We start from the raw sequence: 23,373 nt of genomic DNA on the forward strand, positions 1-23,373 counted from the left end.
TAAATGCAACAATGTTGCTTTTTATTGCAATATATTCCTACCTTCGTCAAAAAATACATTTTATGAAACGCTACAATTACTCTAAATCCTTACTTTTTGCTTGCGCCACAGCCTTATTGCTGTCTACGTTTTCGGCCTGCAAAAAAGATGAAAAAACACCTGATCCTCAGATTGAACTTCAATTACCTTCACAACTTTCCCTGCTTTATGGCGAAGAGAAAGATCTGACGTTGCCCGGCTCCTTAGCAGAACACGGGGATGTCTCGCTGCGACTGGAATACGCTGAAACGGAGAATATTACGATTTCGGGAACAACCAAACTGCACGATAAACTAAGTCAGGCCTTCACCATCCAGAAGAATCAAAACAAGATTCACATTAACAGTAATGTTCTATACCCGAATGGAGTCGTTTCTATTAAGAACGGCATCAAAATTCCGGATACTTACAAAGTTACAGTGGTAGCTACTGCGGCTAACGGTACTCTAGTGGGCAGACAAACGGTGGGAATCAAGGTTTCTCCTGCCAAAGTGAGCATCAAAGGAGTCCAAAACAACGGCGAGACTCCCTTTTCCTATGTCTTATACAATGATAAAGGAGCTAGTTTTGAGTTGGATGCATTGAAAATACCCACTACCGGTACTTCCTGGTTCTTGCCAAAGCAGGAGAATGGAGATACGGCAGTCAGCATAGACGGCAATCATATCAAATTTGCCGTCACTGCCGGAGACCCTCACAAACAAGCTGAAAAAAAATATGATCTTGCACCCGCTTTGCTAAAAGATGGATTTCCAGTTGCCTCAACTCCTTTCCAGGTTATATTTATTCCGCAAATCAAATTCTTCTTTGGGATGTATTATCCGGAACACAACCTGACAATCAGGCTCAATCTGATTCATATTGGCTTATCTAACGGCTATGTGTCTACTGCTCCTACTTTATATCCGGATAAATACAAATCTTCATTCAGTCTTGTTTCTGTAGAGAAGGATGGCAAAGCTTTTACGGATAGCAACAACACTTTTGCCGTTAATGCCTCTACCGGAGTAGTAACTGTCAAAAAAGATGATGCGTTGAAAGCGGGAAGTTATAAGTTTATAATCAAAGCGGTTACCACTACAGGCCTGACTTTTGAAACAGATCTGACATTAGCCATGTCTGGTGAATAATAGTTAAGAATTGGTTTTGGTTAATTAATAGAAGATGGCGGTTTGTGCTTAGTGTCTTGATTACGGACATTAGGTACATCGTCATTTTCAGACCATTGGATACACACTGATTTTGAAAAGCAACCATATTCCGGCAATGATCTTTTAGAGATAAATTATCACAAGGGTAAAGTGTCAAAGATGTAAAAACCTGCAGATACGGCAAACGGGATCGTGACATTATCATACCCCTCACGGCTCAATGCCTCTGTCAGAGCTGTGATAATGGAAAGCAGTGCTAATACCAGCAGCTCCTGTCCCTGCAAAGGATACCGGAATATAAGGCAGGAAACCAACATAATCAAATAGGCACTGATAAAAAAGAAAAGGGAACCGACCATTGTCTTGTGTGCTCCCCTGATCTGATAAGCACCCAATGGCCATCGCTTTCCGCTCAATGCGGCAAGCGGATCACTAATCGCTAATATCAGAACCGGAAGATAGTAGTATATCAACTGATTGTTCAGGAAGGTATAACTCAGATAGCAGCCATATACCGCAACCGGATACGCCAGACTGCCAACAGATCTCCGGTCAATAGCATGAATCGACCGGAGTAAACGAAAATGCACAGAACATATCAGCAGAATGGTAAAAGAAGTACATAAAACTAAAACCCACCAATGATTATCCAGCATCAGTGGAAAAAGCAATGCCAATAGCCCGGTGCCTGCATGTACGATTTTACGGGTGAATTCAGCCCTTACTTTACAGCAGTGATATAACAGTTCTGCAACAGCAAACAGTGATAAAAAAAGTCCTGAAAGTATCAGTGCATTAACTATTCCTGTTTCCATATCTGTTAACATATTATTCGCCCGAAATGAACTAAACCGAAAATCGACCCGGTGAAAATAAAACTGTCATAGCGGTCCAGTATCCCTCCATGTCCCGGAATCAGCCTGCTGTAATCTTTCGTTGCACAAAGTCGCTTATACCAGGACGCCAGTGCATCTCCGGCAAATGCACAGATACAAATCAATAAAGGTAAAATCAGGCTAAACCCATCAACAGTTTGCGCATGAGCAATAATAAGCAGGCCTGTTGCATAGCCTGCAATGCTCCCTCCGACTGTTCCCGCAGCAGTTTTATTCGGGCTGATCTTTGGCAATATCCTTCTTTTACCAAATAACTGTCCGAAGAGTTGCGAAAAGCCGTCAAACGTAAAAATAATGGTATAGATATACAGCAATTCTTCAGGAGTACTGCTGACAATAAACCTATAGAAACCAATAGCAATACCGATATAAATAAGGATTGATCCTATACTGAAAATTACACCCCGGTTAGAACGCATGCCCACCAGAAGAAGCTCCACAAATCCAGCAAAGATGAGCCCCGATGCCAAAAAAATCATCAGCCCGGCCTGAATGCACCCGGCTGTAATAAGGATGATCAGTAAATAAAGAATATACTTAATCCACCGGGATCTTTTTTGCTCCGGATTGCTGCTTTTATTTAGTATTACAGTAAGCAGAGCACCAATTCCGAAAAATAAAACAACAATATAGATCAGGTTTAAAAACATCATTCCTTTGATTTGTTCCACACGAATAAACTGCTTTTCACATTGGAGCGGAGTTTGGGCAGAATTGATACTAAAAGTAACTCTTCCATATAGGCCAGTAGACTGATGACCAGCATAATATAAAAGTAAATCGTACTTACTCCGAATATGAAAAATGTGAATATAAAAATACCCTGCACATATCCCGTCACTTTGTAGGACCAGAGGTGAAAACTCGGAAATCTGCGGAAACGGATCAAACTTACTAACTGAGGAAGCAGCCACATCCCGATAAGCAGACTGAATTCTATCCTATGCTCCATAACAAAAGATTTCTCCAGCATTATCATTCCCGCAAAAGCCATAATGTAGGTACCGATATCGGCCAGAGAATCGAGTCTTGCACCGAATTCCGTTTGCAAACGAAATACACGGGCAATAAGGCCATCCAGAATATCCGTTATCAGATTGATGGACAGAAGTGTGATAAAAAGCGGTTTGTCTCCTACATATATTGCATAAATAATAAAAGGCAAAGCCAGTATACGGTATATGGATAAGGCATTGGGCACATTCCATATGTTTTCTTTTTTAGTGTCCATCGTTATATCGATTTTTTACGTCCGAATTTCTGGTGAGCACTTGTAAAATGCCCTGCAGATAACGCTGCTGCGATAGAGAGTTCACCAGCCAGTACAAGACCTCCACATATTTCAGCAAATTTTCTGGCCTGGCCTGCACCATAGCAATCCATTATTTCAAGACATTCCCGTTGTGTGGACAGATGAGTCCCTCCACCCACTGTTCCGACCATCAGATTGGGTAAGGTTACACTTGCGTACAAGGACCCATCCTTATTAAGCTCCATACGTGTTATACCAGTCGCCGCCTCTGCCACGCAGGCGACATCCTGACCGGTAGCGAGAAATAAAGCCGCCAATCCGTTTGCATAGTGCCCGTGAGCTCCGATAGCACCACTTTGGATAATGCCCATTGTTGAAGAGCGCCAGTATTCTGCCATGAGTTCCGGTGTCGTTTTTAATACTTGCTGTACAATAGTCTCCGGAAGCACAATTTCCGCAGTTACCTTTTTGCCGCGGACATTTGTAAAAGATAGAGCCGTTGCTTTTTTATCACCGGAATAATTACCTTCTACAAACCACAGTTTAGGTTTAACAGGGCTATGGGCTATCAGATACTGACATATAGTATCTGTACATATGGTGACCATATTTTGCCCTGCCGCATCCCCAGTCTGGTACTCAAAAGTGACAATGAGATGGTTTCCTTCGATCTGAATCTGGATACAGGTTAACCGGGCAAAACGGCTGGTTTGTTTTGTAATTTCCTTTAGTTTTTCTTCCTGCGGTAGTAGCCAGCTCACAAACAGACCCAGTTCGCCTACATTTTCAAATTTGAACAAGGGACTACGCTGTACGCCCTCTATCAGACATATTGAAGTAATGCCTCCGGCCACAAAACAGGCTCTTGCACCCCGATGATAAGATGCCAGCAAAGCGCCTTCACTCGTTGCCAGAGGGACATAAAAATCGGCATTCGCCGCAGAACCGATAATCCGCAGCGGACCGATCACTCCTGTTGGCACACATGACATCCCGATGTAATTTTCTATATTTCCATTCAGCCGATCCGGCTCTCCGATCTCTTCTCCCGACAGAAAGGGAAATTGTTTCCCTGTAATCTTTTGCAAAAAAGAGTGTCGCTGCAGCATCCCTTCCCTGTTTACTTCTGCAGATAACGGAAGTGTGCAATCAACCGTTAATTCTGCAGGTCTGCGATTTTTTATACTATGTATTATATTTCCGATTTCTGTCTCTATCCTGTGCAACGCTTTGTTTGCTTTTTCAATTGATGAGGCCATATAATTGATATTAGTAAACACAAACATATTGCGATTTTCGTTATTAAATTTGTGACAATCAATAATAATATTTTGCATTTTTGTGAAAATCACAAATAACACGATGTATCAGGAACTGTTAATCCGCGAAATCCAGAAAAAAACAGGCAGGCATCAGTCGCTGATCGGAGAAGTATCTACTGCTCTGGACATCAGCTATGATGCTGCACACCGGCGCATATCAATGAAAAGTAAGTTTTCTATTGAAGAGACCGTTCTGCTGGCAAATTACTTTGGTTTTTCAATGGATCAGATTTTTCAGCGGGGTGAGCATGTATTGGTCAAAAGAACAAAAGAGATTCAGACGTTAAATGACTTCAGCAGTTATCTGGATAACTCTCTCAAATCGTTGATGGATTACCTTCCCGATACAAAGACCAGTCTCTATTATTCGGCTAAAGACATTCCGATATTCTATACGATAAATACAGATCTCTTATCTACATTCAAGCGTTATGTCTGGCTGAATATGTTGAATATGGAAGGTTTGGATATTTCTTTTGAAACCTTTGAAAAAAATGCCCGGATTATGGATAACAGCAGAAAACTAAATCACTTCTATTCTGCCATAAGTGCTCATGAAATCTGGAATGATACAACGATAAACAGTACTCTGCAGCAAATCATGTATTTCTTTCATGCGGGTCTTCTAACTGCAGATAACGGAAAATCCCTCTGTGAAAATCTTAAAGAACTGATATTTTCCCTGGAAAAAAAATGTACCGCACAAAATGAACAATACCGTCTCTATTATCACGATCTGCTGATCCTGAATAACAATGTTCTCGTGGCAGACAAACAACGTAAATCTTTGTTTGTGCCCTATACCATGCTGGGATATTTTATCACCAGTGATACAGATACTTGCAAGCATGTTTCTAATTTTTTTCAGCATCAGCTCAAAAACTCCAAACTTCTGAATACTGCCGGCACCCGAGATAAAAAGATGTTTTTTAACAGGGCTTATCAAAAAATAGATCTGTACAAAAACCAGATTACTTCTTTTAATGATATTGGTTAAAGGGAGATTATATTTACACATTCTGATAATTACGTTGCTTTATGAAATCTCAAAATTTTGACCTTAAACTCTCAGGAACTCCGACAGCGTTTGGGGATACACAATTACTGGAAACCTATAGATTCCCAAATGGTAAAGGGTTTCCGGATTCTTACAAAAATTTTGTGCTGACCTATGGATATGGCGTGGCTCTGGGAGAATTTCTTATTTACATACCTATGGGAGACTACGGTGATTCCCTGTTTGTGCGATCGGAAGAAATCAAAAACACGTATATCGAAGATGTTTATAACAATGATATCTGGTTTGAACTGGAACCGGATGGTTCCCCTGAATTGTTAAAACGATTGTTTCCTTTTGCCAGCAGCGAAAATGGACTCTACCTGTTCTGGGATTATGAGTCAAACCCTGAACCACACGAATTTGACATCTATCTTACCGATTTCCGGGGTACAGGTTTTAAGAAAGTGGGCGGATCACTTTACAGTGTCATCGATAATCTGACACACAATGGATCTGAGCATACACCTGTTTTCAATAATCCGAAGGAACGGATTTTTAAGTGTCTGCAGAGACGGGGTTAGCAAAGAGAGGCTAATTCTTTAGGAATTATTCCTTAATAGCTTGCTTCAGGTCGTAATATAATCTTAGAGAACCAGGTTGGAGGCTTACTTTTATCTTCATCAGGAGACTGGTACACATATTTTATATATTTGCGAAATTTGTGAAACTCTTTAAAATCTGTTAACTCGTCAGAAGTTAAAATATTGTAATGTCCTATAGTATTGCGAATCAGGTAAGCCAGACTATCATTCTGAAATCCCTGCTTCTTTGATAGGGAATAAAAATTATTATCAATATTTAGCACAATACTATCTTTTTTAATTCCTCTAAGCAGAATATAAATTTTGAAATCACCTGAATATCTCATGCTTTCTTCCGTAGATTTATTGTACGGCCCATTATCTACATTGTTGTACAGATATTCAAAAGAAGCTGCATCGAGATATTTTTGACCTAGATCTCTAAATAAATAACTGTACTTTTTTTGTTCCTCTTCAAAGTCTGGAAACTTATAGCCACTGTCATCTACATCTCCATTCTCATAGTAGATCTCCATTACTGTCGAATCTTCTTTCTGCGATTGACTATTATCAATTTTAGACTCATTACAGGCCAGCAATATTATAAATAAGCTTAACCAGAATGCATTAAAAATAATCTTCATAATTTTTAAATATTGTTCCCCAACGACATTTGGTCTTTTACCAGTTTGCCTTATCACATAAAAATCTCCTGACTTTTTTGATTATGCGACTGTACTTTTTTTAAAAAAATAAGATTACAGAAGATTTAAAAAATAATGCGGATAAGGTTTTTACCAACAAAAAGAAAAAACCATATAAATACCGTCGAAATAAATACAACAATAGGTAAGCTGATTAAAGGAATAATAAATCCTATTATTCCATCATAATAAACATTGTTTACTGCCACTGGTTTTATTCCAAATGAGGCTATAGCTGCCACTAGTATAAAAGGCAGACCTCCAAAAAATAAGTTCCAATACAATATTCCAAAAGATAAATCAGCATTGCCGATTTTCTTAAAATAAGCTTTCATCGTATACTATTTAACAAAGAAATCAAAACCCTGAAAATTCTTCACTCATAAATTTCTTAAAATATGTCCATAATTTACTTCTTACCTATTACATTTTTTCAGAAAGTTTATCCCAAACATCTACAATCGTCTAAACGATAGACTTTAAAGTTCTACTATTTCTATTATCAACTACTCTATAGTTTAGTTCAGGATTTTACTGTATGGATTCGAAAATTCCCTTAGTTAACGATTTCTCCGACTAATACACAATAAATAACGCAGTCATATTTTTTAGGTTATGTAGTTTATACTTATCATCCGATATCAAAGTATCAGACAAAGATAAAAAGACAACAGAACAAACAGTACTGACCCCACGGTCAACCAGCCATATTTACGCTTTTCCTGCTTAGACCACTTTTCATATCTGTCAAAGTATTTTATATATTTATCCTGCCTGAAAACAAACACATAACAGATCAGGCCAGAGCCAACCACACAGCCTATTATAAGCAATGTGGATATGCTTACTTTCAACATCATCAGAACAGAAAAAAAGAAGAGAGCCAAACCACCCCAAAGGAAACCGCCCGCAGCGACAGTACTAAGACCAAACCGCTTGTCTCCCCATGCCTTGTTGATTTCCTGATGAATGTCAATTCCAAGCTCTTCATAGCGCTTTCTCTGAAAAGGCAATTTATGTATAAGATTTGCAGGGTTAATTCTTTCGGTAAACAAATGTACCTTATGAAAAGCTCTGTAAATACAAAAATGTAGCGTATTAAAATATTTCTCCATAACTACCTCTCATAATAATAATTAACGGACTGCTCTCCCGCACTGCTACCCATATATCCTCCGGCTAAACTTCCAATAAAACCACCAATCAATGCCCCAGGAACTGCACCTACACCACCAAACCAAACACCAATAGCAGCACCAGCAGATGCTCCAATTTTGGCTCCAGCCAATCCTCCAACTATTCCTCCAGCACTGCTTGCTGCTGCTTTTTGAGCATTGTAACCAAATTGTTCACCATCCATCTGGTACCCTCTGTATGTTTCTATACCTCCAACGAGTACAGAAGCAATGACGGTTCCTCTACCTGCCCATTTATACATCCCGGCTATTTTGTATGCTCCTGAGCGACTTCCCGCATATTGATTGCCACCCCAAGAGCTATTATAGTATTTCCCATTCTTACCGAGCCATTTGTTGCCAGGAGCAACCAATATTTCCGATGCACCTAATAGTTCCCCTGTCATATCTAAGGCTGACTTAGTGCCTTCAAATCCAAAGTTTGCAGTTGAAACAGATTTAATATTTCCCATTATACCAACAGCATTACTAACCTGCCCCTGTACATTACTTAGCCATCTCCCACTCTCAAAAGAGGATGTTCCCGTTACATTAACAGCATCCAATTCCCAACTAAAACCATTTCCAGCACTGATAACATGATTAGAAATATCATTTATAGAAGCTCCACTGGTATTGTTCAGATAATTGAAGAACGAAGAAATTTCATCACTATCATCTATGGTTATATTACCGTTTGCATCCACACGGTACATGCCATTCGGATCATGAAACAGAATAGGATCGTTTCCTACATAGGCATAAGGAGAATAAGAAGAATACATTTCTGACATAGGATCCATCACATTCCATCTTCCCATCACAGGATCATAGAATCTGGCTCCGTATTCCAGCTGGCCACCTAACTCCTCCTGTTTCTCTTTGCCATTATAAAGATACTTATTATTTCCATATACAGGATTTGGGGATTTCTGTAAACCAAACGGATAGTAGTCATCTCTTTGCAGTACTTCCACTGCATTTGTATTCGGGTTCCGGTAGATGGTGGCTCTGACATTGCCCAGATGATCTGTCAGGTTGTATCGGTAGCTGTATGTGCCGTTTGCATTCCGGTAGGCTACCCCTTCTGCGGTATGGATCAGTTCAATTACTCCGTTCTGGTATTCTATTCCGCCTGCATAATCCCGCTGTCCTGTGGTGCTGGCTGTTTTTCGAAGTTTATTACCCCCTGCATCATACAGGTAGGTAATCGTGTTCCCTGCTCCTGTCACCTGCTGTGGTAGATTCAGGTGATTGTAGCTCAGATTCATACCCATACGGTCGGTCTTTGCATTGCCGTTTTCATCATAGCTGTAGCTGCCATTGATAACACCGGATACGGTATGCAGTCTGTTGCCGGTATAGCTGTAGCTGATCCCGGATCCGTCACGGGTCAGATGGGTGATATTACCCATATCATCGTAGTTCAGGATTTCGGACATGCCGGATGTGGGACTGTTTCCGTTTGTCAACCGGTTCAGTTTGTCATAACTGTACACAAAGTGTTGGTTGAGGCTTGTCGTCGGACCCCATTGTTGTTCGGAGATATTACCGTTCCATTGTGCTGCTGCTCCTTTGACCGGATCCTGATAACTGAGTTGCTGGCTGAAGTGGGGTGAGGTCGTGCTTGTCATCCAGCCCCGCTCATTGTACCGATAGTCTGTCGTATTCACCGGGTTATTCCCCTGCTGGTCTGCGCCTACTGTCTTTGTTTTGAGCTGACCGATTTCATTGTAACTATTGGTCAATAAAGTGACTTCCGGTTGACTGTTGATCTGTTGCCTGCTGTTGACCAGACGGCCGACATGGTCGTATTCATTGGTGGTGGTGATAGTGGTGGTTTGTCCGTTAACGGTATGTCTGCGGGTGCTGCTTTCCAGTTCTCCCGTGAAGCTGTAACTGTTGTCGGTGATATCTGTACCGCCGATATGGTTCTGACTCTTACTCTGGATTATTCTGCCATAGTCGTCATAATAGTGGGTGGTCAGCAGCATAGTACCTGTGCCCAGTGTGGTGGTTTTGGTGCCGGTCAGTAAGGTCTTGACCCGTGCTCCGGAAGCCTGATTTCCTGTCGGAGCGCCAAAGCTGTTCTCCGGAAAGTCATACCGGTCGTAGTAGTTGATCGTATGGTAATACGCAATATTCGTCGGAAAGACAGCATTGGTATACCCCTGGTCTGTGGTTGCAGGGTTTTCCCAGAGCCGGCCTATTGTCTGGCCATTGCTGTTGATCTGGGCAGTCAGCGCAACTGCACTCTCTGTACTGGTATAGATACCGGTCATAATCACCCGGCCGAATGCATCGTATTTGCTGAACAGCCATTCTCCGGCTGCTCTGCGGTTGGCATCACGGCTCAGTACTACCTGGTCATTGTTATTATACACCAGTTCTTCTTTTCCTTTGCCGGGGATCTTTTTCTCTGTTAACCGTCTGCGTCCGTCATATTTATAGCCATAGATGTATGCATCGTAGCTGGGGTCTGCAGGATCTTCACTGAATGTGTTAACAGTTACTGCAGGGGGGATCACATAGCGAAGGTCGCCGAAGTCATCGTAGACATAATGGGTCTCCAGTTTTTTGCTCTCTGTTTCCCAGACACGTTTCAGGACTACTCTTCCATCAAAGTCTTTGTATTCTTCTACGGTGCCGCTTTTGCCACTGCTCCAGTTCTCATCCTTGATGGTGGTTTTGTACAGCCTGCCCGGTTGGTAATAAGTGGCTGTAGCGCCGTTTTCGGATGCATTGAGCTGCCAGAGTTTCACATCATTAGTTTCATTGGTGCCATAGTCTGTGCGGACGGTATGGCCTGAGTTCAGCTGCCAGGATTCGCCGGGTGAGCCCTGAGCCTGTACCCGGTTCAGCGGACTGTTCTCAAACCGGGTCTCTGCATAGGGATAGCCTGTTTTCTTTACGGCTGCATCCCAGCCCACAGTGGGACTGTAGTAATTCATCACATCCACTCCGGCTGTGGGTTTATAGCTGCCATCCATACTCCCCGAAGTGGCATAGGGAAGATATTTTTTGCTCTCCCTGCCAAAGCCGTCATACTCTACATGCTGTACAATGTCTTTGTGGGTAGGGGAAGCCATGACCTGTATACTTTGCAGGGGCCGGCCCAGGCCGTCAAAGTACTGGATGCTCTGGTTTTCTTCTTCTACGGTGCGGGACTGGGATAGGTTGGCGAGTGTCACTCCTGCCTTGCGAAAGGTGCGTGTCAGGATGTAGTTCTGGTTTCCACTCGGCTGGGTTTGTAAAACGGGATGTGTCTGCAGGCTGCTGCTGGTGTAGATCCGAACTGTACTGCCTGAAGGGATATGGAAGCCCGGTTTCAGCGTAACACTGCCCTGAGCTTTGATCTGACTCTGGCCGCTGTAGCTGGTCAGGATCAGATCTGTATTTTGTGCACTAACCGTTGATAAGGTTAATAGGGTTAATATCGTGGATATAAGAGGTCTTTTCATAATCGGACTTATTGGGGGCGGTAATGGTAATGGTAGCTTTGTCTGAGCTGCTGAAACTGATCCAGGACATGTTGCAAGCGTTGCAGACCATCGTATTGATAATACTCTGTCTGCCCTCTGGCATCGGTCTTACTTGTCATGCCGACTAGGGGTTTGTAGGTATAGGAAGTAACCTGAGAACCGGGAAGGTTGGAGCGTAAAATCTCCATCTTCTGACGGATATAATCCGCTGTGACGGTTCCGCTGTTCAGTGCATCGACTACACTTTGTCCACCAATGGCTGAAACGACATCATTATAATGTGCATTGACAATTTCGGCAACTGGATACTGGCCGTTGTAACCCCAGAGGTAACTGGTCGAAAGGCTTCCGTTTTCAAGAACCTCCGACAGATTATTGAAATTATCATAAAGGATACATTCAAGTCGTTTTTCATATTGTTCATCGGGCAGGAAGGCTGTTTGCTCACCCTCCGGAAAAATAACGCCTTTTATTCGATTACTAAATTTAAAATCATTTGAAACAATGCCATTAGAATTGATCCGGAGTTCATAAATCGAATGTAAACGATTAAAGTTATCATACGTAAAGTGCTTACCTCCCAAAATTCGTTTACTTCCTCCATTTTCGACAAGCGTCACACTTTCAATTGGATTTGCAATTACATTTTTTTCAAGAAGTTTAGCTAAAAATGGAGTACTGTCAATATAATCATAGGGATAAATGAAATAATTACGTTTAACTTTTCCATCACTTGTTTGTATTTTATTCGTCCTTAGCTGACCAAAAACATCATCATATGTGGACTCCGTACTATTTGTGGTGGATATAGTAGTGCCGTTAGCATCATATTCTGAGATCGTCTCTCTTGAAAGTCTGTAAACAGGGATATACAACATGAATGGAGTTTGACCAAACAAATCAGAATCAATAGATACCTGAGATGCCGCACAAGTTGGATTGACATATATCTTTGTTCTGAAAAACTTCATTACACGTAATGGATTACTGATAAGATCATACTTACGTTCAACCATCCGCTGGAGAATAAATTTCCCGGAAACATTATCCCATTTATAATAAGACTCCGATGGTGCATTTCCGATAAATACCATATTGTTTACAAACTCTTTCTGATAAGGAGAATTAGGAGAATGGAAACTATATGGAACAGCTAAGCTCAGATTTTTGCTGTAACCTATTTTACCGGTTATTTCTCTTTTATTATTATACTGTATTTTTTGTACAGATTCATAATAAATATGTCTTCCGAAAATATTGGGACCAAGAATATTTGCCTGTCCTGTATACACCAGATAATTACGGTCATAGAAACAGGCACAAGGGATCATTTCTGCGCATTGATAATCAATCTTTAATTTTTGAAAATAATGATTATCATCAACCTCTTTAAGCTCTCTAAGAACTTTTCCTTCCGAATAATTAAATTTATCCATATTAACAAGAACACCTGTATGATCAAAATTTTCAATAGTTTGAATACGTACGCCATCAGCAAAAATATTACGATTTGCAGTAGCGTGATATTTACCACTAACAGAGGCCTCAACATAGGAAGCGTTAAATAAATTATCGGAAGGTTCATCAACAACTGTAGTTATAAGACGATAAATACGACCGTTTATCAGCGAAACCTGTAAGTTATGAGATTCTGACTGTGTATAATTAGTACTTCTATTCTTTATTATAACATTTTGATTAGTTGTCAAATCAATCAATCTAACAACCTGCATATCGGGTGGAGAGTAATATGGTCCAGGAGGTTTTAATGGTGAAAAGTAAATCTTTAAATAGCCTGTGTTATTCAGGACGTTCTCATTCACAACAAAATCTACTGTATCATGAACCGGGATCCTTTTGGATTTACCCGTTACTTTTAAATTTCCGTAAACTTTATTTAATTCTGTATTACTTTGCCCGCTATAAAAATTCGGTTCAAATGTAAATATTGTTTTTCCTCCAGTCGGATAGACAATCTCTTTCAGAATACCGGATTGTATTAAAGATGTATCTACACTTCTGTCCGATCCTCCGACATAGCGGTCTGTATCGATTCCCGGTAAAGCAAGAGGTTTTATTTTTGGTAAAAAGTCAGATATCCGTCCATTATAATATCCCCAGTAATCCTGTGCGGTTGAATTGGTTGCCGGCAAAGGGTGAGACATGTCATATCTGAATCCGTATCTTTGATCATTAGACACTCCGATAGATAAAGAATTTAATTTCAATCGATAGTCAAATTGCGTAACCGGGTTATTTCCCACAAAGTAGTCGTATGAAAAGACTACCTTATTAATAATCTGCTGGTCTGCGTAAATATCAATAGAATTGAGTTGATGACCGGGGAAATCATAACGGGGTACAGTATAGTTAAAAAGGACTTTGCCTGATTTCATTGTAATTTCCTTAATGCGTGGCTCAACCTGAGTATAATAGCTCAAATTTTGCTCATAAACCTCTCTTGGCATACCATAATCTCTACTATCAGCCTGATACAGAAATTTCTTCACAAATGATTTTTGAACCAGCCATTCCGGTTTTACCGAAGAACCCGAAGGAAGTGAGGCATATGCAGAAACCGTTTCATATTGGTAAGCAATCGATTCACCCTTAATATTCTCAATCCGGGACAAAAACCAGGATTGAGTATAAGACTTTAATATTAATGGTATTTCCCAGGCGGAATCATCAAAAGTAACCTGAGTCGTTTCAAAAAAGTATCGGTTGCCATTAGTCGTTGTAAGCACAAATGAACTTGACTGATAAGAAGATTTGTTTATCCAATCGATTTTAATTCCGGGATCAAAATCATTGATAAATTTTCTTTTTGAGACATCATAAATAAATTTTCCACCTTCACCTGTAGGAAGTCTGAAACTAAAGACATCAGGCTCTCCATCATAGAATAAGTCCGCATACACTTGCTTTTGTTGGTTTGTCGTATAGCTGTATTTTTCTTCATAACTAACATTCAAATCAATATATCCCCGTTGTGCATACTCATCAGGCAAAGCTCTTACTGACCGGCTAATAACTCCTCCAGAATTTAATGACCAACCCAGCCCTACCGAAGAGGCGACCTGAGAAACTTTTATCCCGGAGGCATTGTAGTCCACATCTACGTCATAAGAAAGAGATCCGGACTGTACTTTAAACAACGGAATTTTTATATCCGGAACTCCGGTATTTACACCAACATTATATTCTCCATACATGAGAAAAGCTGCGACATCAGGGGAAGCTATCTGCGGCTTGATTTTATATTGGTCCGTCTGACCAAACAGATTAAAACTAAAAGAGAAAAAAGAATAAATTAAAATAAGACATTTAATTTTCGAAAACAGTTGCTTCAGATATAAATTCACGACCTTTAATAATATTTAGTTTAATAAACCAGTTATTCATTGCAAAATTATATCGTGAAAAAAAACAACAAAAACGTTGTGATTACTTCACAATAAATTCATTACATTTTCTTAACAGAAAACATACAATAATTAACAATGACTGCAATTATAACAACTTTCATTCAAAATTTAAAAATTAAATCACAGAAATATGATTTAATTTAGAAAGGGGAATCAAATTCTCAGAAATAAATAAAAGCACAAAAAAAGAGACTTCATAAGAAGCCTCTTTTTACATAGTTGAACTAATTATTTACTCTTTAACCTGTTCTATTTTTAGGCGTTTGAAATTGACTTCATTCGAACGCTGGCGATAGAACATACTATCCTGAGCCGGGGAAAAATCCATATAGATTTGAGCAGCCTCAAACATAAACTTGTCCTCTTTATAACAGGTTAACGGAAATGCGCCCTGACCGTCGGCCTGACCGTACAGCTCTCCATCTTCCTGGAAAATCTTTATTTTGAGTGGAAAATCTGCAGATGAATACAGTCCTTCATACTGCTTTAACTGTTCCGGAGAAAGTTTCAGAACATTAGTTTCAAATTCGGGTAATTTAAGTTCAGGGTCATAGATAGCACCCAAAATAGCAATATAGACAGCATTATGTTCATACCGCTGACCGTTAATTGTAATAGAAATAGCTATCTTATCCTGCACATTGTATCCCGCTAAGGTGTGCGTACCATAGGTATCTCCTCCATGTCCCAAAAAGACATTCTTCTTATAAGGAATATACATAAACCCTTTTCCAAAACCATTGTTATCTTTACCTGCCTTCATTTTTTCGAGCGTTTCCTTTTTCAGCAGCTTACCTGCGAACAGCCCTTCAAGGAAATTGTTCAGATCCCGTGGAGTAGCAAGAATATCCCCCACACCGATAATATTCTGAGGATAAAAATCCGGCACCTCAATCCACTCTTTAATAAATTTGTAAGACCGGAAATAGTTATTATTATAATTGTCAAAAGATCTGAAATCCTTCAATTTTAATGGTTTGACAATCTCCTTTTCAACGATCTTTGCATAAGGTTTTTTATAGCATTTTTCTATGATCTTCGTTAATAAATAGAATCCTGAATTTGAATACCGCATGTCGGTTCCGGGCTCAAAAAGAGGTTTTCCATGTCGTATAACACTCAATATGGTATCCACAGATCTTTTCTCTATTAGCCAGGGTTCGCCCTCTCCAATACTTGTATAATCTCCCAAACCACTATTGTGACTGAGAATCTGACTTAAATGAATCTTATCTGCATTGGGGATATCAGGAAAATAGGTGCTCAGTTTTTCCTCTAAATTTAACTTACCTTGTTCAACCAATTTCCAGAGAAGTACAGACGTTACCAGTTTCGTCACAGAACCGATCTGGTAGCTTGTATGTTCATCAAAGGTTAGATCCCTGACTTTTGACTGTCCGAAACTTCGGTTATACACTTCCTTTCCGTCCTTATAGACAGATACATTTCCAAGGCTCTGATTGTACTGTTCAATATGGTTGAGTACTGAGTCTAATCTTTCTTTTCGGATAGTCTGTGCACAGCAAATAGATCCGGCCAGAATGAAGACCAGTAAGAGTAGTGATTTCATATTTCGATTATATTTTCCAGCTTAATAATTAGCCGCAATTTAATAATAAAATATAAGCATCCTAATTCTCCGTATTTAAAAATTATCCGTTACTAAATAAAAATATTATGCCTTGTAAAAAAGGGAAGGAAGCAAAAAAGCGACTCTTTTGAAGTCGCTTTCGTAGCCCGTAGGGGAATCGAACCCCTGTTTCAAGAATGAAAATCTTGCGTCCTAACCCCTAGACGAACGGGCCATTATTTTTTTGGTGATGCAAATATAAGAGGATTTTCATTGCTTCCAAAATATTTTTCTCAGTCACAACGTAAGCTATTGAGACTGAGAAAAATGTTTTTTAAATCAGATCAGATCGAAGCCAATATCACGGCGAAAATACTTACCATCGAAGTATATGCGGCCTGCATCAGCTGTCGCCTGCTGCAAAGCATCAAATAATGTATCCTGCAGAGTAGTCACTGCAATAACACGTCCTCCGGCACTTAACACCTCGCCATTCTGCTCCTTTGTACCTGCATGGAATACGATAGACTCTTTTACATTCTCTATGTTTGATATCACTTTCCCGGATTCGTAATCACCCGGATATCCACCAGAAACCAACATTACCGTAACAGCCGTTTTTGATGAAACAGTATACGAGCGGGTATCCAGATTTCCCTGTGCAACACCTTCAAGTAAATCAACCAGATCGGATTCAATACGAGGCAATACCGATTCTGTTTCCGGATCCCCCATGCGTACATTATATTCGATCACAAAAGGCTCTCCGCCTACATTCATCAAACCGATAAAAATAAATCCTTTGTAAGGAATATTATCCTTCTTCAGACCATCTACCGTAGGCTTAATAATCCGTTCTTCCACCTTGCTGAGAAAAATCTCATCTGCAAACGGAACAGGAGAAATAGAGCCCATACCACCTGTATTGAGTCCTGTATCGCCTTCACCGATGCGTTTGTAATCTTTTGCCGATGGCAACACCTTATATGAAGTCCCGTCTGTAAGAACAAATACAGACAGCTCTATTCCTTTCAAAAACTCCTCAACGACTACAACATCGCTGGCTGCGCCAAATTTCGCATCCGCAATCATCGCTTTCAACTCATCTTTTGCCTCCTGAAGACTTTCGCATATCAATACCCCTTTACCTGCAGCAAGACCATCCGCCTTTAGTACAATCGGAAGATTCTGTGTTTCCAGATAAGCAAGTCCCTCTTCCAGATTAGACCGATCAAATGAACGGGAAGCCGCTGTAGGAATCTGATGGCGTTGCATAAACTGTTTGGAGAAATCTTTTGACCCCTCCAATTGTGCTCCCTCCTGCTGAGGGCCGATAACAGGGATATGCTTTATATCTTCTCTGCTGAGAAAATAATCATGAATTCCTTTTACAAGAGGTTCTTCAGGTCCGACCAATATCAGATCAATCTTATTATCCAGCGCAAACTGCGCCTGTCCTTCAAAATCAGTTACTTTTAAAGGCACATTTTCTCCATAGGCCAATGTACCTGCATTTCCCGGAGCAATAAATAATTTGTCTAATTTTTTACTTTGAGCAATTTTATATGCAAAGGCAGATTCCCGACCGCCTGAACCAATGATTAGGATATTCATACCGCAAATATATTTGTTTTGGCCGGAATGCGAGGATATTTTTGAGTCTAATCTGCTAATTATCAAATAACCTTTATACTTTCTGTATTTTTTCTTAATTTTCTAAAAAAACCGATCATGAGTCTAAAATATTTCTACCTGTGTTTGTTTACATCGCTTTCAATCTCAGCGATGGCACAAACAGCAGTCATTGACAATGTCACCCAAAAACTCGACACCTATCTAAGCAACAATATTCAGGAAAAAATATATCTCCATCTTGATAAGCAACATTACAGTGCGGGGGAGACTATTTGGTTTAAGGCCTACACTACAGTCGGAATAGAAAACCTGCTGTCAAATATGAGTGGTGTGGGTTACGTCGAACTGATCGGTCCTGAAAAGAAAATCATTAAATCCCTGACCATTCCTATGACTGCAGGTCTTGGCATTGGTGACATTGAACTCATCGATACCCTGACAGAAGGCTCTTACCGTATCCGCGCCTATACCAATTGGATGCGCAATAATGATGATGCTTACTTTTACGACCGGACCATACAAATATCAAACGGCCGAAGTGACAATGTTGTTTCGACCACCTCTTTTATCCCTGCCTCAGACCCTGCAGAAAAGAAAAACACCTATGTGATCAATCTGAAAAATTTCGCAGGAGCCCCATTGATCAATACAAATGTACAGTACCGCATCTATATGGGGGACAAGACAGAAGACAAAGGCCGAGAAAAAACAGATGATAAAGGAGATCTGACACTCAAAACAGATAAAAAACTCACTTCAGGGTACATTCTTCTGACTTTCGAATCTACAGACAAGCGCCCGGTAAAGAAGATTATTCCACTTCAGAAACCTTCCGACAACAGCCTGCAACTCTTACCTGAGGGCGGAATTCTACTGGATAATACATTATCAAAGATCGGTGTCAAAGCCCTGAAGCCAAACGGCATGGGTATAAAGGTCAAAGGCAAGGTAATGGACAATAAAAAAGAAGTCGTCGCTGAATTTGAAACCAACGAACTCGGTATAGGCAGCTTCACTTTTAATCCGTTCAAAGATCAGCAATACATGGCCGAAGTCACTTTTGAAGACGGATCCGTCTCATCTGCAAAACTTCCCGAAACACAGAGCTCCGGTATCAGCGTTGCTGTAAACCCGTTTATGCAGGACCGTATTGCAGCACAGTACAGTTTTTCCCCCGATCGTGTAGATCAGAAAGAAGTCTATCTGCTGGTACAGCACTTAGGAGAACTCCTTTACGTGGCTAAGCAAAAAGTAAGTAAAAGCGAATTGCTTTTTATGATCCCGAAAAAAAATCTGCCAACCGGTATCTATCAGATCACATTACTTTCTGAAGCTGGCCTGCCTCTTGTCGAAAGAATGGTCTTCAGCTCCAATCCGCAAAACATCCTTCCGCTAAAAATAAGTACGGACAAGACCGATTACACAACACGCAGTAAAGTAAACGTTCGTCTGGATGACGCCATTCAGGAGGCATCCAATTTTGCCAGTCTTTCGGCATCCGTCATTAACCTTAACCGGAATGAGCCATACGATAAAGATGCTCCGAATATCTACTCCCAATTACTGCTATCTTCGGATATAAAAGGATATATTGAACGTCCGGGATACTATTTTGAAAATCCGGACAGCATTAATATTACGGATCTCGACAATCTCATGATCACACAAGGCTGGAGAAAGATTGAATGGCAGAAAATAGACTCATTAGCAAATACTAAACCTGCATTTGAACCCGAAAAAATGCTGTCTATCAAAGGTGTGGTAAGGAAATATGCCCGCAAAGCGACTGTCCCGAATGCCAAACTACAATTGATCTCCACGCGAAATTTTATGGATTTTATTGATACCACAGCGAATGCAGACGGAAGATTCAACTTCGATGACCTCGTATTTCCGGACAGCGTCAAATTCCTGATCTCTGCGACAGATGAGAAAGGCAAAAAAAATGTGGAGATCGATATTGATCCTACCGTCGCTCCGTTTGTAAAAGAAAATAAAAATGCCCCTGAAGAATCGAGCAATGTAAACTTTACATTTCAAAAAACTATAAAAGAAAACCAGCGGATGTTTGCAGAAATGCAGCAAAAAGGGCTTTTGGAAAAGACTATTTTTCTGGAAGAAGTCGCTATTACACGACGTGTAGAGAAAAAAGCTGCCGAAAATTCCCGCAATCTCAACGGCTCCGGTCGTGCGGATCAGATTCTGACGGAAGAAGATCTGCAAACCTGTCCGACTCTGGAAATGTGTCTTAACGGCCGGTTAATGGGTGTCTATTTTCAGGGAGGGATTCCATACAATACACGGGGAAATGTACCTATGCAGGTTGTATATGACGGCATGTACATTGAAGCTGATCAACTCAGTATGATTAATACATTCGATATTGAAAGTATTGAGGTACTCCGCAGTCCTATGTACACCGCTATCTACGGCTCATACGGAGGCGGAGGTCTGATTGTTATCTCATCCAAAACCGGAAAAGCTTCCATGACCAGCAATTTTGATCCAAAAGGAATAGCGACAGCCACACCAAAAGGATTTCACCTTAACAAGACCTTTTTTAAGCCGGATTACGAAGTCAATGATCCTGAAAAAGCTTTTGCCCGAGATTACCGCTCAACAATTCACTGGGAGCCTAATCTTCTTATTAAAGATGAGAAAGGAACAAATTTTTCATTCTTCACTTCAGATGAAAAAGGAACATACCAAATTACACTTGAAGGCGTTGATACAAAGGGACGCATTGGAAGAAAAGTCTTAAAATTTGATGTAAAATAATTAGAATATGCAGTTTATCACTATCAGTACCGAAGAACGGATCACACACATTACACTGGACAGAGGAAAGTCTAATGCCATGCACATGGAAATGATTGACGAGCTTACACAGGCTATCCTCGAAGCAGAGGAAGATCCCGCTATTGAAGGCATTATCTTACATGGAAAAGAGAATTTTTTCACCTCAGGACTCGATCTGATCACCCTGTATCAATACAATGAGGAGCAGATGAAGATCTTCTGGTCCAGGTTTATGACATTGATACATACACTCACCTCTTTTTCCAAACCTTCTGTAGCAGCGATATCCGGCCATAGCCCCGCAGGAGGATGCGTACTTGGGATCTGTTGCGACTACCGGGTAATGGCCCGTGGTGAATTTATTATCGGTCTTAATGAAGTACCGGTGGGCATTGTTGTTCCGCCAAGTATCTTTAAACTGTACAGTTTCTGGATCGGACAACGTCTGGCTTATCAATACCTCTTAGAAGGGAAATTACTTAATCCGGAAAAGGCGCTTGAAGTCGGCCTTATAGATGAAGTGGTCGACCCGGACCGTATTCGAACCGCAGCATTACGTAAGATAAAGTCAGTAACACAATTTGAAAAGAACTCCTGGAGAAGTACCAAACAGAATCTAAGAAAAGAATTACTCGAAAGTATCACTCAACAGCAGGAAGCTGCTATTGATCAGGTACTCAAGCAATGGTGGGCCCCCGCAACCCGGGCAGTACTCAAAACAATTATTGAAAATTTAACCGCAAAAAAAGCATAATATGGAACAGTCAAAAGTAGAAGGAGCCTTAAAAGAAAATGCGTTAAAAGGAAAAACAATCGTCGTCACCGGAGGAGGAACAGGACTTGGACGTAAAATGGCAACTTATTTCCTGGAATTGGGAGCCAATATCGTCATCACAAGCCGGAAAATAGATGTACTGGAAATCACCGCAAAGGAGATGATGGCAGAAAAAGGAGGAATCGTTCTACCAGTAGCTTGTGACATCCGGAATATAGAAGAAGTAGAACATCTGCTAGCAGCAACAGAAGAGCGGTTCGGACGTGTCGATGTGCTGTTAAATAACGCTGCCGGTAATTTTATTTCACCTACCGAACGTCTGTCTGCAAATGCCTTCTCCACGATTATTGATATTGTACTCAAAGGAACCGTTAACTGTACGCTGACATTCGGAAAAAACTGGATTGCGAAAAAGCAGCAAGCTTCAGTTCTCAATATTATCACGACCTATGCATTTACGGGTTCAGGATACGTGGTCCCGTCAGCTGTCGCAAAAGGCGGAGTGCTGACCCTCACCAAATCCCTTGCTGCAGAATGGGGAAAATATGGTATCCGACATAATGCCATTGCTCCGGGACCCTTCCCGACCAAAGGAGCATGGGATCGCTTATTACCGGGAGATCTGGCGGAAAAATTTGATTTCAAAAACCGGGTACCGCTAAAACGTGTAGGAAACCATCAGGAATTGGCAAATCTGGCTGCATTTCTGGTTTCAGATTTTGCCAATTATATCAACGGAGAAATTATTACCATTGATGGCGGAGAATGGCTGCAGGGAGCCGGGCAATTCAGCGGATTTGAAGCAATACCTGAAGAAATGTGGGATATGATCGAACAGAGCATCCGCAAAAACAATAAATAAATGAGGAGAAGACCCCTAATGCTGGCCATAATGCTTTTGCTACTGGCCGGCTGTAACTCTAAGACAAAAAAAGAAACACAGCAAGTTTCAGAACAAGCAGATTCGGGAAAGACAACATCTGACCAACCGGATCAGAAAGTGGAAATTCAGGAAATTGCCACCCGCTTTGTCCGTGCTTATTTAAGTCAGGATTCAGCAAAGGTCAATGCGTTGATACATCCCGAGCTCGGATTGACCATCATTCTTAGAATCGGGGCAGGAGATCGCTTTCAACAGATATCAACATTAGATTTTGCAAATCCTTTACCAGGGTTTTATCCCTATCCTACATTCCAGAATGATTACGGAATCACATTCGCCAGCCTTCCGACCTATAGTTGCGAACATGAGAAGTGGAGTAAGGATGGTTGGTTTATAGATACGACCACTCACCCTAATACGCTCTCCTCATTAGCCGCTTTTCTCGACCGCGTAGAAGAACAGGAGATTCCGGCAGAAGAAATCCAAAAGATGAAAACATTGGAGCAGACGAGCTACAGAGTTATTCTAACCGGACAGGAATCTGTAATATTTCACATTACCAGGTATCAGAATGCCTGGTATGTCACACTATTAGATCGCGCATACAGCAGCTGTGATGCTTAAAATTATGTTGTAATGCTTAAAATTATTTAGCAATCTCATTATTGATTGACTATATTT

General features: G+C 40.7%; 18 protein-coding genes and 1 tRNA gene. 7 read left to right on the forward strand and 12 right to left on the reverse strand.

Annotated elements, in window-relative coordinates; translation table 11 throughout:
- The first annotated feature begins 62 nt into the window (after nucleotides 1–62).
- A complete protein-coding gene (locus HMPREF0766_RS13885; RefSeq protein WP_037460285.1) occupies nucleotides 63–1,169 on the forward strand; it encodes a hypothetical protein in 1,107 nt (368 codons plus the stop codon).
- Between the two features lie 158 nt (nucleotides 1,170–1,327).
- On the opposite strand, the gene HMPREF0766_RS13890 is transcribed toward HMPREF0766_RS13885, so the two are convergent.
- From HMPREF0766_RS13890 to HMPREF0766_RS13905, 4 genes are read right to left on the reverse strand one after another with little or no spacing between them, the layout of a single operon-like run.
- A complete protein-coding gene (locus HMPREF0766_RS13890; RefSeq protein ID WP_037460401.1) occupies nucleotides 1,328–2,005 on the reverse strand; it encodes a diacylglycerol/polyprenol kinase family protein in 678 nt (225 codons plus the stop codon).
- 5 nt (nucleotides 2,006–2,010) lie between these two features.
- Nucleotides 2,011–2,739, reverse strand: a complete 729-nt coding sequence (locus tag HMPREF0766_RS13895; RefSeq protein WP_002998349.1) for a phosphatidate cytidylyltransferase — start codon at nucleotides 2,737–2,739, stop codon at nucleotides 2,011–2,013.
- A complete protein-coding gene (locus tag HMPREF0766_RS13900; RefSeq protein ID WP_002998350.1) occupies nucleotides 2,736–3,317 on the reverse strand; it encodes a CDP-alcohol phosphatidyltransferase family protein in 582 nt (193 codons plus the stop codon). The genes HMPREF0766_RS13895 and HMPREF0766_RS13900 overlap by 4 nt, the downstream gene beginning before the upstream one ends.
- 2 nt (nucleotides 3,318–3,319) lie before the next feature.
- Nucleotides 3,320–4,597 carry a hydroxymethylglutaryl-CoA reductase gene (locus HMPREF0766_RS13905; protein WP_037460404.1) on the reverse strand — a complete coding sequence of 426 codons (1,278 nt, stop codon included), beginning with the start codon at nucleotides 4,595–4,597 and terminating at the stop codon, nucleotides 3,320–3,322.
- An 82-nt stretch (nucleotides 4,598–4,679) separates the two neighbouring features.
- Here HMPREF0766_RS13905 and HMPREF0766_RS13910 point away from each other — a divergent pair, with 82 nt between their 5' ends.
- Together HMPREF0766_RS13910 and HMPREF0766_RS13915 are read left to right on the forward strand one after the other, a co-directional pair.
- On the forward strand, nucleotides 4,680–5,657 hold the full coding sequence (locus HMPREF0766_RS13910) for a hypothetical protein (RefSeq protein WP_236590622.1): 978 nt from the start codon (nucleotides 4,680–4,682) through the stop codon (nucleotides 5,655–5,657).
- 41 nt (nucleotides 5,658–5,698) lie between these two features.
- A complete protein-coding gene (locus tag HMPREF0766_RS13915) occupies nucleotides 5,699–6,241 on the forward strand; it encodes an SMI1/KNR4 family protein (RefSeq protein WP_002998356.1) in 543 nt (180 codons plus the stop codon).
- A gap of 32 nt (nucleotides 6,242–6,273) precedes the next feature.
- Here HMPREF0766_RS13915 and HMPREF0766_RS13920 read toward each other — a convergent pair whose 3' ends face one another.
- The 8 genes from HMPREF0766_RS13920 to purD form a co-directional block, all read right to left on the reverse strand.
- Nucleotides 6,274–6,885, reverse strand: coding sequence for a hypothetical protein (locus HMPREF0766_RS13920; RefSeq protein ID WP_037460286.1), 612 nt, complete (start codon nucleotides 6,883–6,885; stop codon nucleotides 6,274–6,276).
- 125 nt (nucleotides 6,886–7,010) lie between these two features.
- The gene (locus HMPREF0766_RS13925) at nucleotides 7,011–7,280 is read right to left on the reverse strand and encodes a hypothetical protein (RefSeq protein ID WP_002998361.1); all 270 of its coding nucleotides are present in this window, start codon (nucleotides 7,278–7,280) and stop codon (nucleotides 7,011–7,013) included.
- 306 nt (nucleotides 7,281–7,586) lie between these two features.
- Entirely contained in the window at nucleotides 7,587–8,060 is a 474-nt protein-coding gene (locus HMPREF0766_RS13930) for a hypothetical protein (RefSeq protein ID WP_002998363.1), read from the reverse strand.
- 2 nt (nucleotides 8,061–8,062) lie between these two features.
- Nucleotides 8,063–11,581 (reverse strand): DUF6443 domain-containing protein, encoded by a 3,519-nt coding sequence (locus HMPREF0766_RS13935; protein ID WP_002998365.1) that lies wholly within the window; start codon nucleotides 11,579–11,581, stop codon nucleotides 8,063–8,065.
- An 8-nt stretch (nucleotides 11,582–11,589) separates the two neighbouring features.
- Nucleotides 11,590–14,817 carry a hypothetical protein gene (locus HMPREF0766_RS13940; RefSeq protein ID WP_138944207.1) on the reverse strand — a complete coding sequence of 1,076 codons (3,228 nt, stop codon included), beginning with the start codon at nucleotides 14,815–14,817 and terminating at the stop codon, nucleotides 11,590–11,592.
- Nucleotides 14,818–15,262: 445 nt separating this feature from the next.
- Entirely contained in the window at nucleotides 15,263–16,600 is a 1,338-nt protein-coding gene (locus tag HMPREF0766_RS13945) for a serine hydrolase domain-containing protein (protein WP_002998370.1), read from the reverse strand.
- Between the two features lie 163 nt (nucleotides 16,601–16,763).
- Nucleotides 16,764–16,835: transfer RNA gene (locus HMPREF0766_RS13950), tRNA-Glu, on the reverse strand.
- Between the two features lie 104 nt (nucleotides 16,836–16,939).
- Nucleotides 16,940–18,214, reverse strand: coding sequence for a phosphoribosylamine--glycine ligase (purD, locus tag HMPREF0766_RS13955; protein WP_002998372.1), 1,275 nt, complete (start codon nucleotides 18,212–18,214; stop codon nucleotides 16,940–16,942).
- Nucleotides 18,215–18,331: 117 nt separating this feature from the next.
- On the opposite strand from purD, the gene HMPREF0766_RS13960 reads away from it, so the two are divergent.
- The 4 genes from HMPREF0766_RS13960 to HMPREF0766_RS13975 are packed head-to-tail and all read left to right on the forward strand — an operon-like array spanning nucleotide 18,332 to nucleotide 23,316.
- Nucleotides 18,332–21,013 carry a TonB-dependent receptor plug domain-containing protein gene (locus HMPREF0766_RS13960; RefSeq protein ID WP_236590621.1) on the forward strand — a complete coding sequence of 894 codons (2,682 nt, stop codon included), beginning with the start codon at nucleotides 18,332–18,334 and terminating at the stop codon, nucleotides 21,011–21,013.
- A gap of 7 nt (nucleotides 21,014–21,020) precedes the next feature.
- Nucleotides 21,021–21,788: an enoyl-CoA hydratase/isomerase family protein gene (locus tag HMPREF0766_RS13965; protein ID WP_002998376.1), complete on the forward strand. Its 768-nt coding sequence runs from the start codon at nucleotides 21,021–21,023 to the stop codon at nucleotides 21,786–21,788.
- Between the two features lies 1 nt (nucleotide 21,789).
- The gene (locus HMPREF0766_RS13970) at nucleotides 21,790–22,671 is read left to right on the forward strand and encodes an SDR family oxidoreductase (RefSeq protein ID WP_002998378.1); all 882 of its coding nucleotides are present in this window, start codon (nucleotides 21,790–21,792) and stop codon (nucleotides 22,669–22,671) included.
- Entirely contained in the window at nucleotides 22,672–23,316 is a 645-nt protein-coding gene (locus tag HMPREF0766_RS13975; protein ID WP_002998379.1) for a hypothetical protein, read from the forward strand.
- Nucleotides 23,317–23,373: the final 57 nt, after the last annotated feature.

This window comes from Sphingobacterium spiritivorum ATCC 33861 (genome assembly GCF_000143765.1).
In the GTDB taxonomy this organism is placed as follows: domain Bacteria; phylum Bacteroidota; class Bacteroidia; order Sphingobacteriales; family Sphingobacteriaceae; genus Sphingobacterium; species Sphingobacterium spiritivorum.

Excerpts from the sequence above, each read along its gene's own strand:
- HMPREF0766_RS13885 (WP_037460285.1), top strand. The coding sequence starts at position 63 with ATGAAACGCTACAATTACTCTAAATCCTTACTTTTTGCTTGCGCCACA.
- HMPREF0766_RS13890 (WP_037460401.1), bottom strand. The coding sequence starts at position 2,005 with ATGGAAACAGGAATAGTTAATGCACTGATACTTTCAGGACTTTTTTTA.
- HMPREF0766_RS13895 (WP_002998349.1), bottom strand. The coding sequence starts at position 2,739 with ATGATGTTTTTAAACCTGATCTATATTGTTGTTTTATTTTTCGGAATT.
- HMPREF0766_RS13900 (WP_002998350.1), bottom strand. The coding sequence starts at position 3,317 with ATGGACACTAAAAAAGAAAACATATGGAATGTGCCCAATGCCTTATCC.
- HMPREF0766_RS13905 (WP_037460404.1), bottom strand. The coding sequence starts at position 4,597 with ATGGCCTCATCAATTGAAAAAGCAAACAAAGCGTTGCACAGGATAGAG.
- HMPREF0766_RS13915 (WP_002998356.1), top strand. The coding sequence starts at position 5,699 with ATGAAATCTCAAAATTTTGACCTTAAACTCTCAGGAACTCCGACAGCG.
- HMPREF0766_RS13920 (WP_037460286.1), bottom strand. The coding sequence starts at position 6,885 with ATGAAGATTATTTTTAATGCATTCTGGTTAAGCTTATTTATAATATTG.
- HMPREF0766_RS13925 (WP_002998361.1), bottom strand. The coding sequence starts at position 7,280 with ATGAAAGCTTATTTTAAGAAAATCGGCAATGCTGATTTATCTTTTGGA.
- HMPREF0766_RS13930 (WP_002998363.1), bottom strand. The coding sequence starts at position 8,060 with ATGGAGAAATATTTTAATACGCTACATTTTTGTATTTACAGAGCTTTT.
- HMPREF0766_RS13935 (WP_002998365.1), bottom strand. The coding sequence starts at position 11,581 with ATGAAAAGACCTCTTATATCCACGATATTAACCCTATTAACCTTATCA.
- HMPREF0766_RS13940 (WP_138944207.1), bottom strand. The coding sequence starts at position 14,817 with ATGTATGGAGAATATAATGTTGGTGTAAATACCGGAGTTCCGGATATA.
- HMPREF0766_RS13945 (WP_002998370.1), bottom strand. The coding sequence starts at position 16,600 with ATGAAATCACTACTCTTACTGGTCTTCATTCTGGCCGGATCTATTTGC.
- purD (WP_002998372.1), bottom strand. The coding sequence starts at position 18,214 with ATGAATATCCTAATCATTGGTTCAGGCGGTCGGGAATCTGCCTTTGCA.
- HMPREF0766_RS13960 (WP_236590621.1), top strand. The coding sequence starts at position 18,332 with ATGAGTCTAAAATATTTCTACCTGTGTTTGTTTACATCGCTTTCAATC.
- HMPREF0766_RS13965 (WP_002998376.1), top strand. The coding sequence starts at position 21,021 with ATGCAGTTTATCACTATCAGTACCGAAGAACGGATCACACACATTACA.
- HMPREF0766_RS13970 (WP_002998378.1), top strand. The coding sequence starts at position 21,790 with ATGGAACAGTCAAAAGTAGAAGGAGCCTTAAAAGAAAATGCGTTAAAA.
- HMPREF0766_RS13975 (WP_002998379.1), top strand. The coding sequence starts at position 22,672 with ATGAGGAGAAGACCCCTAATGCTGGCCATAATGCTTTTGCTACTGGCC.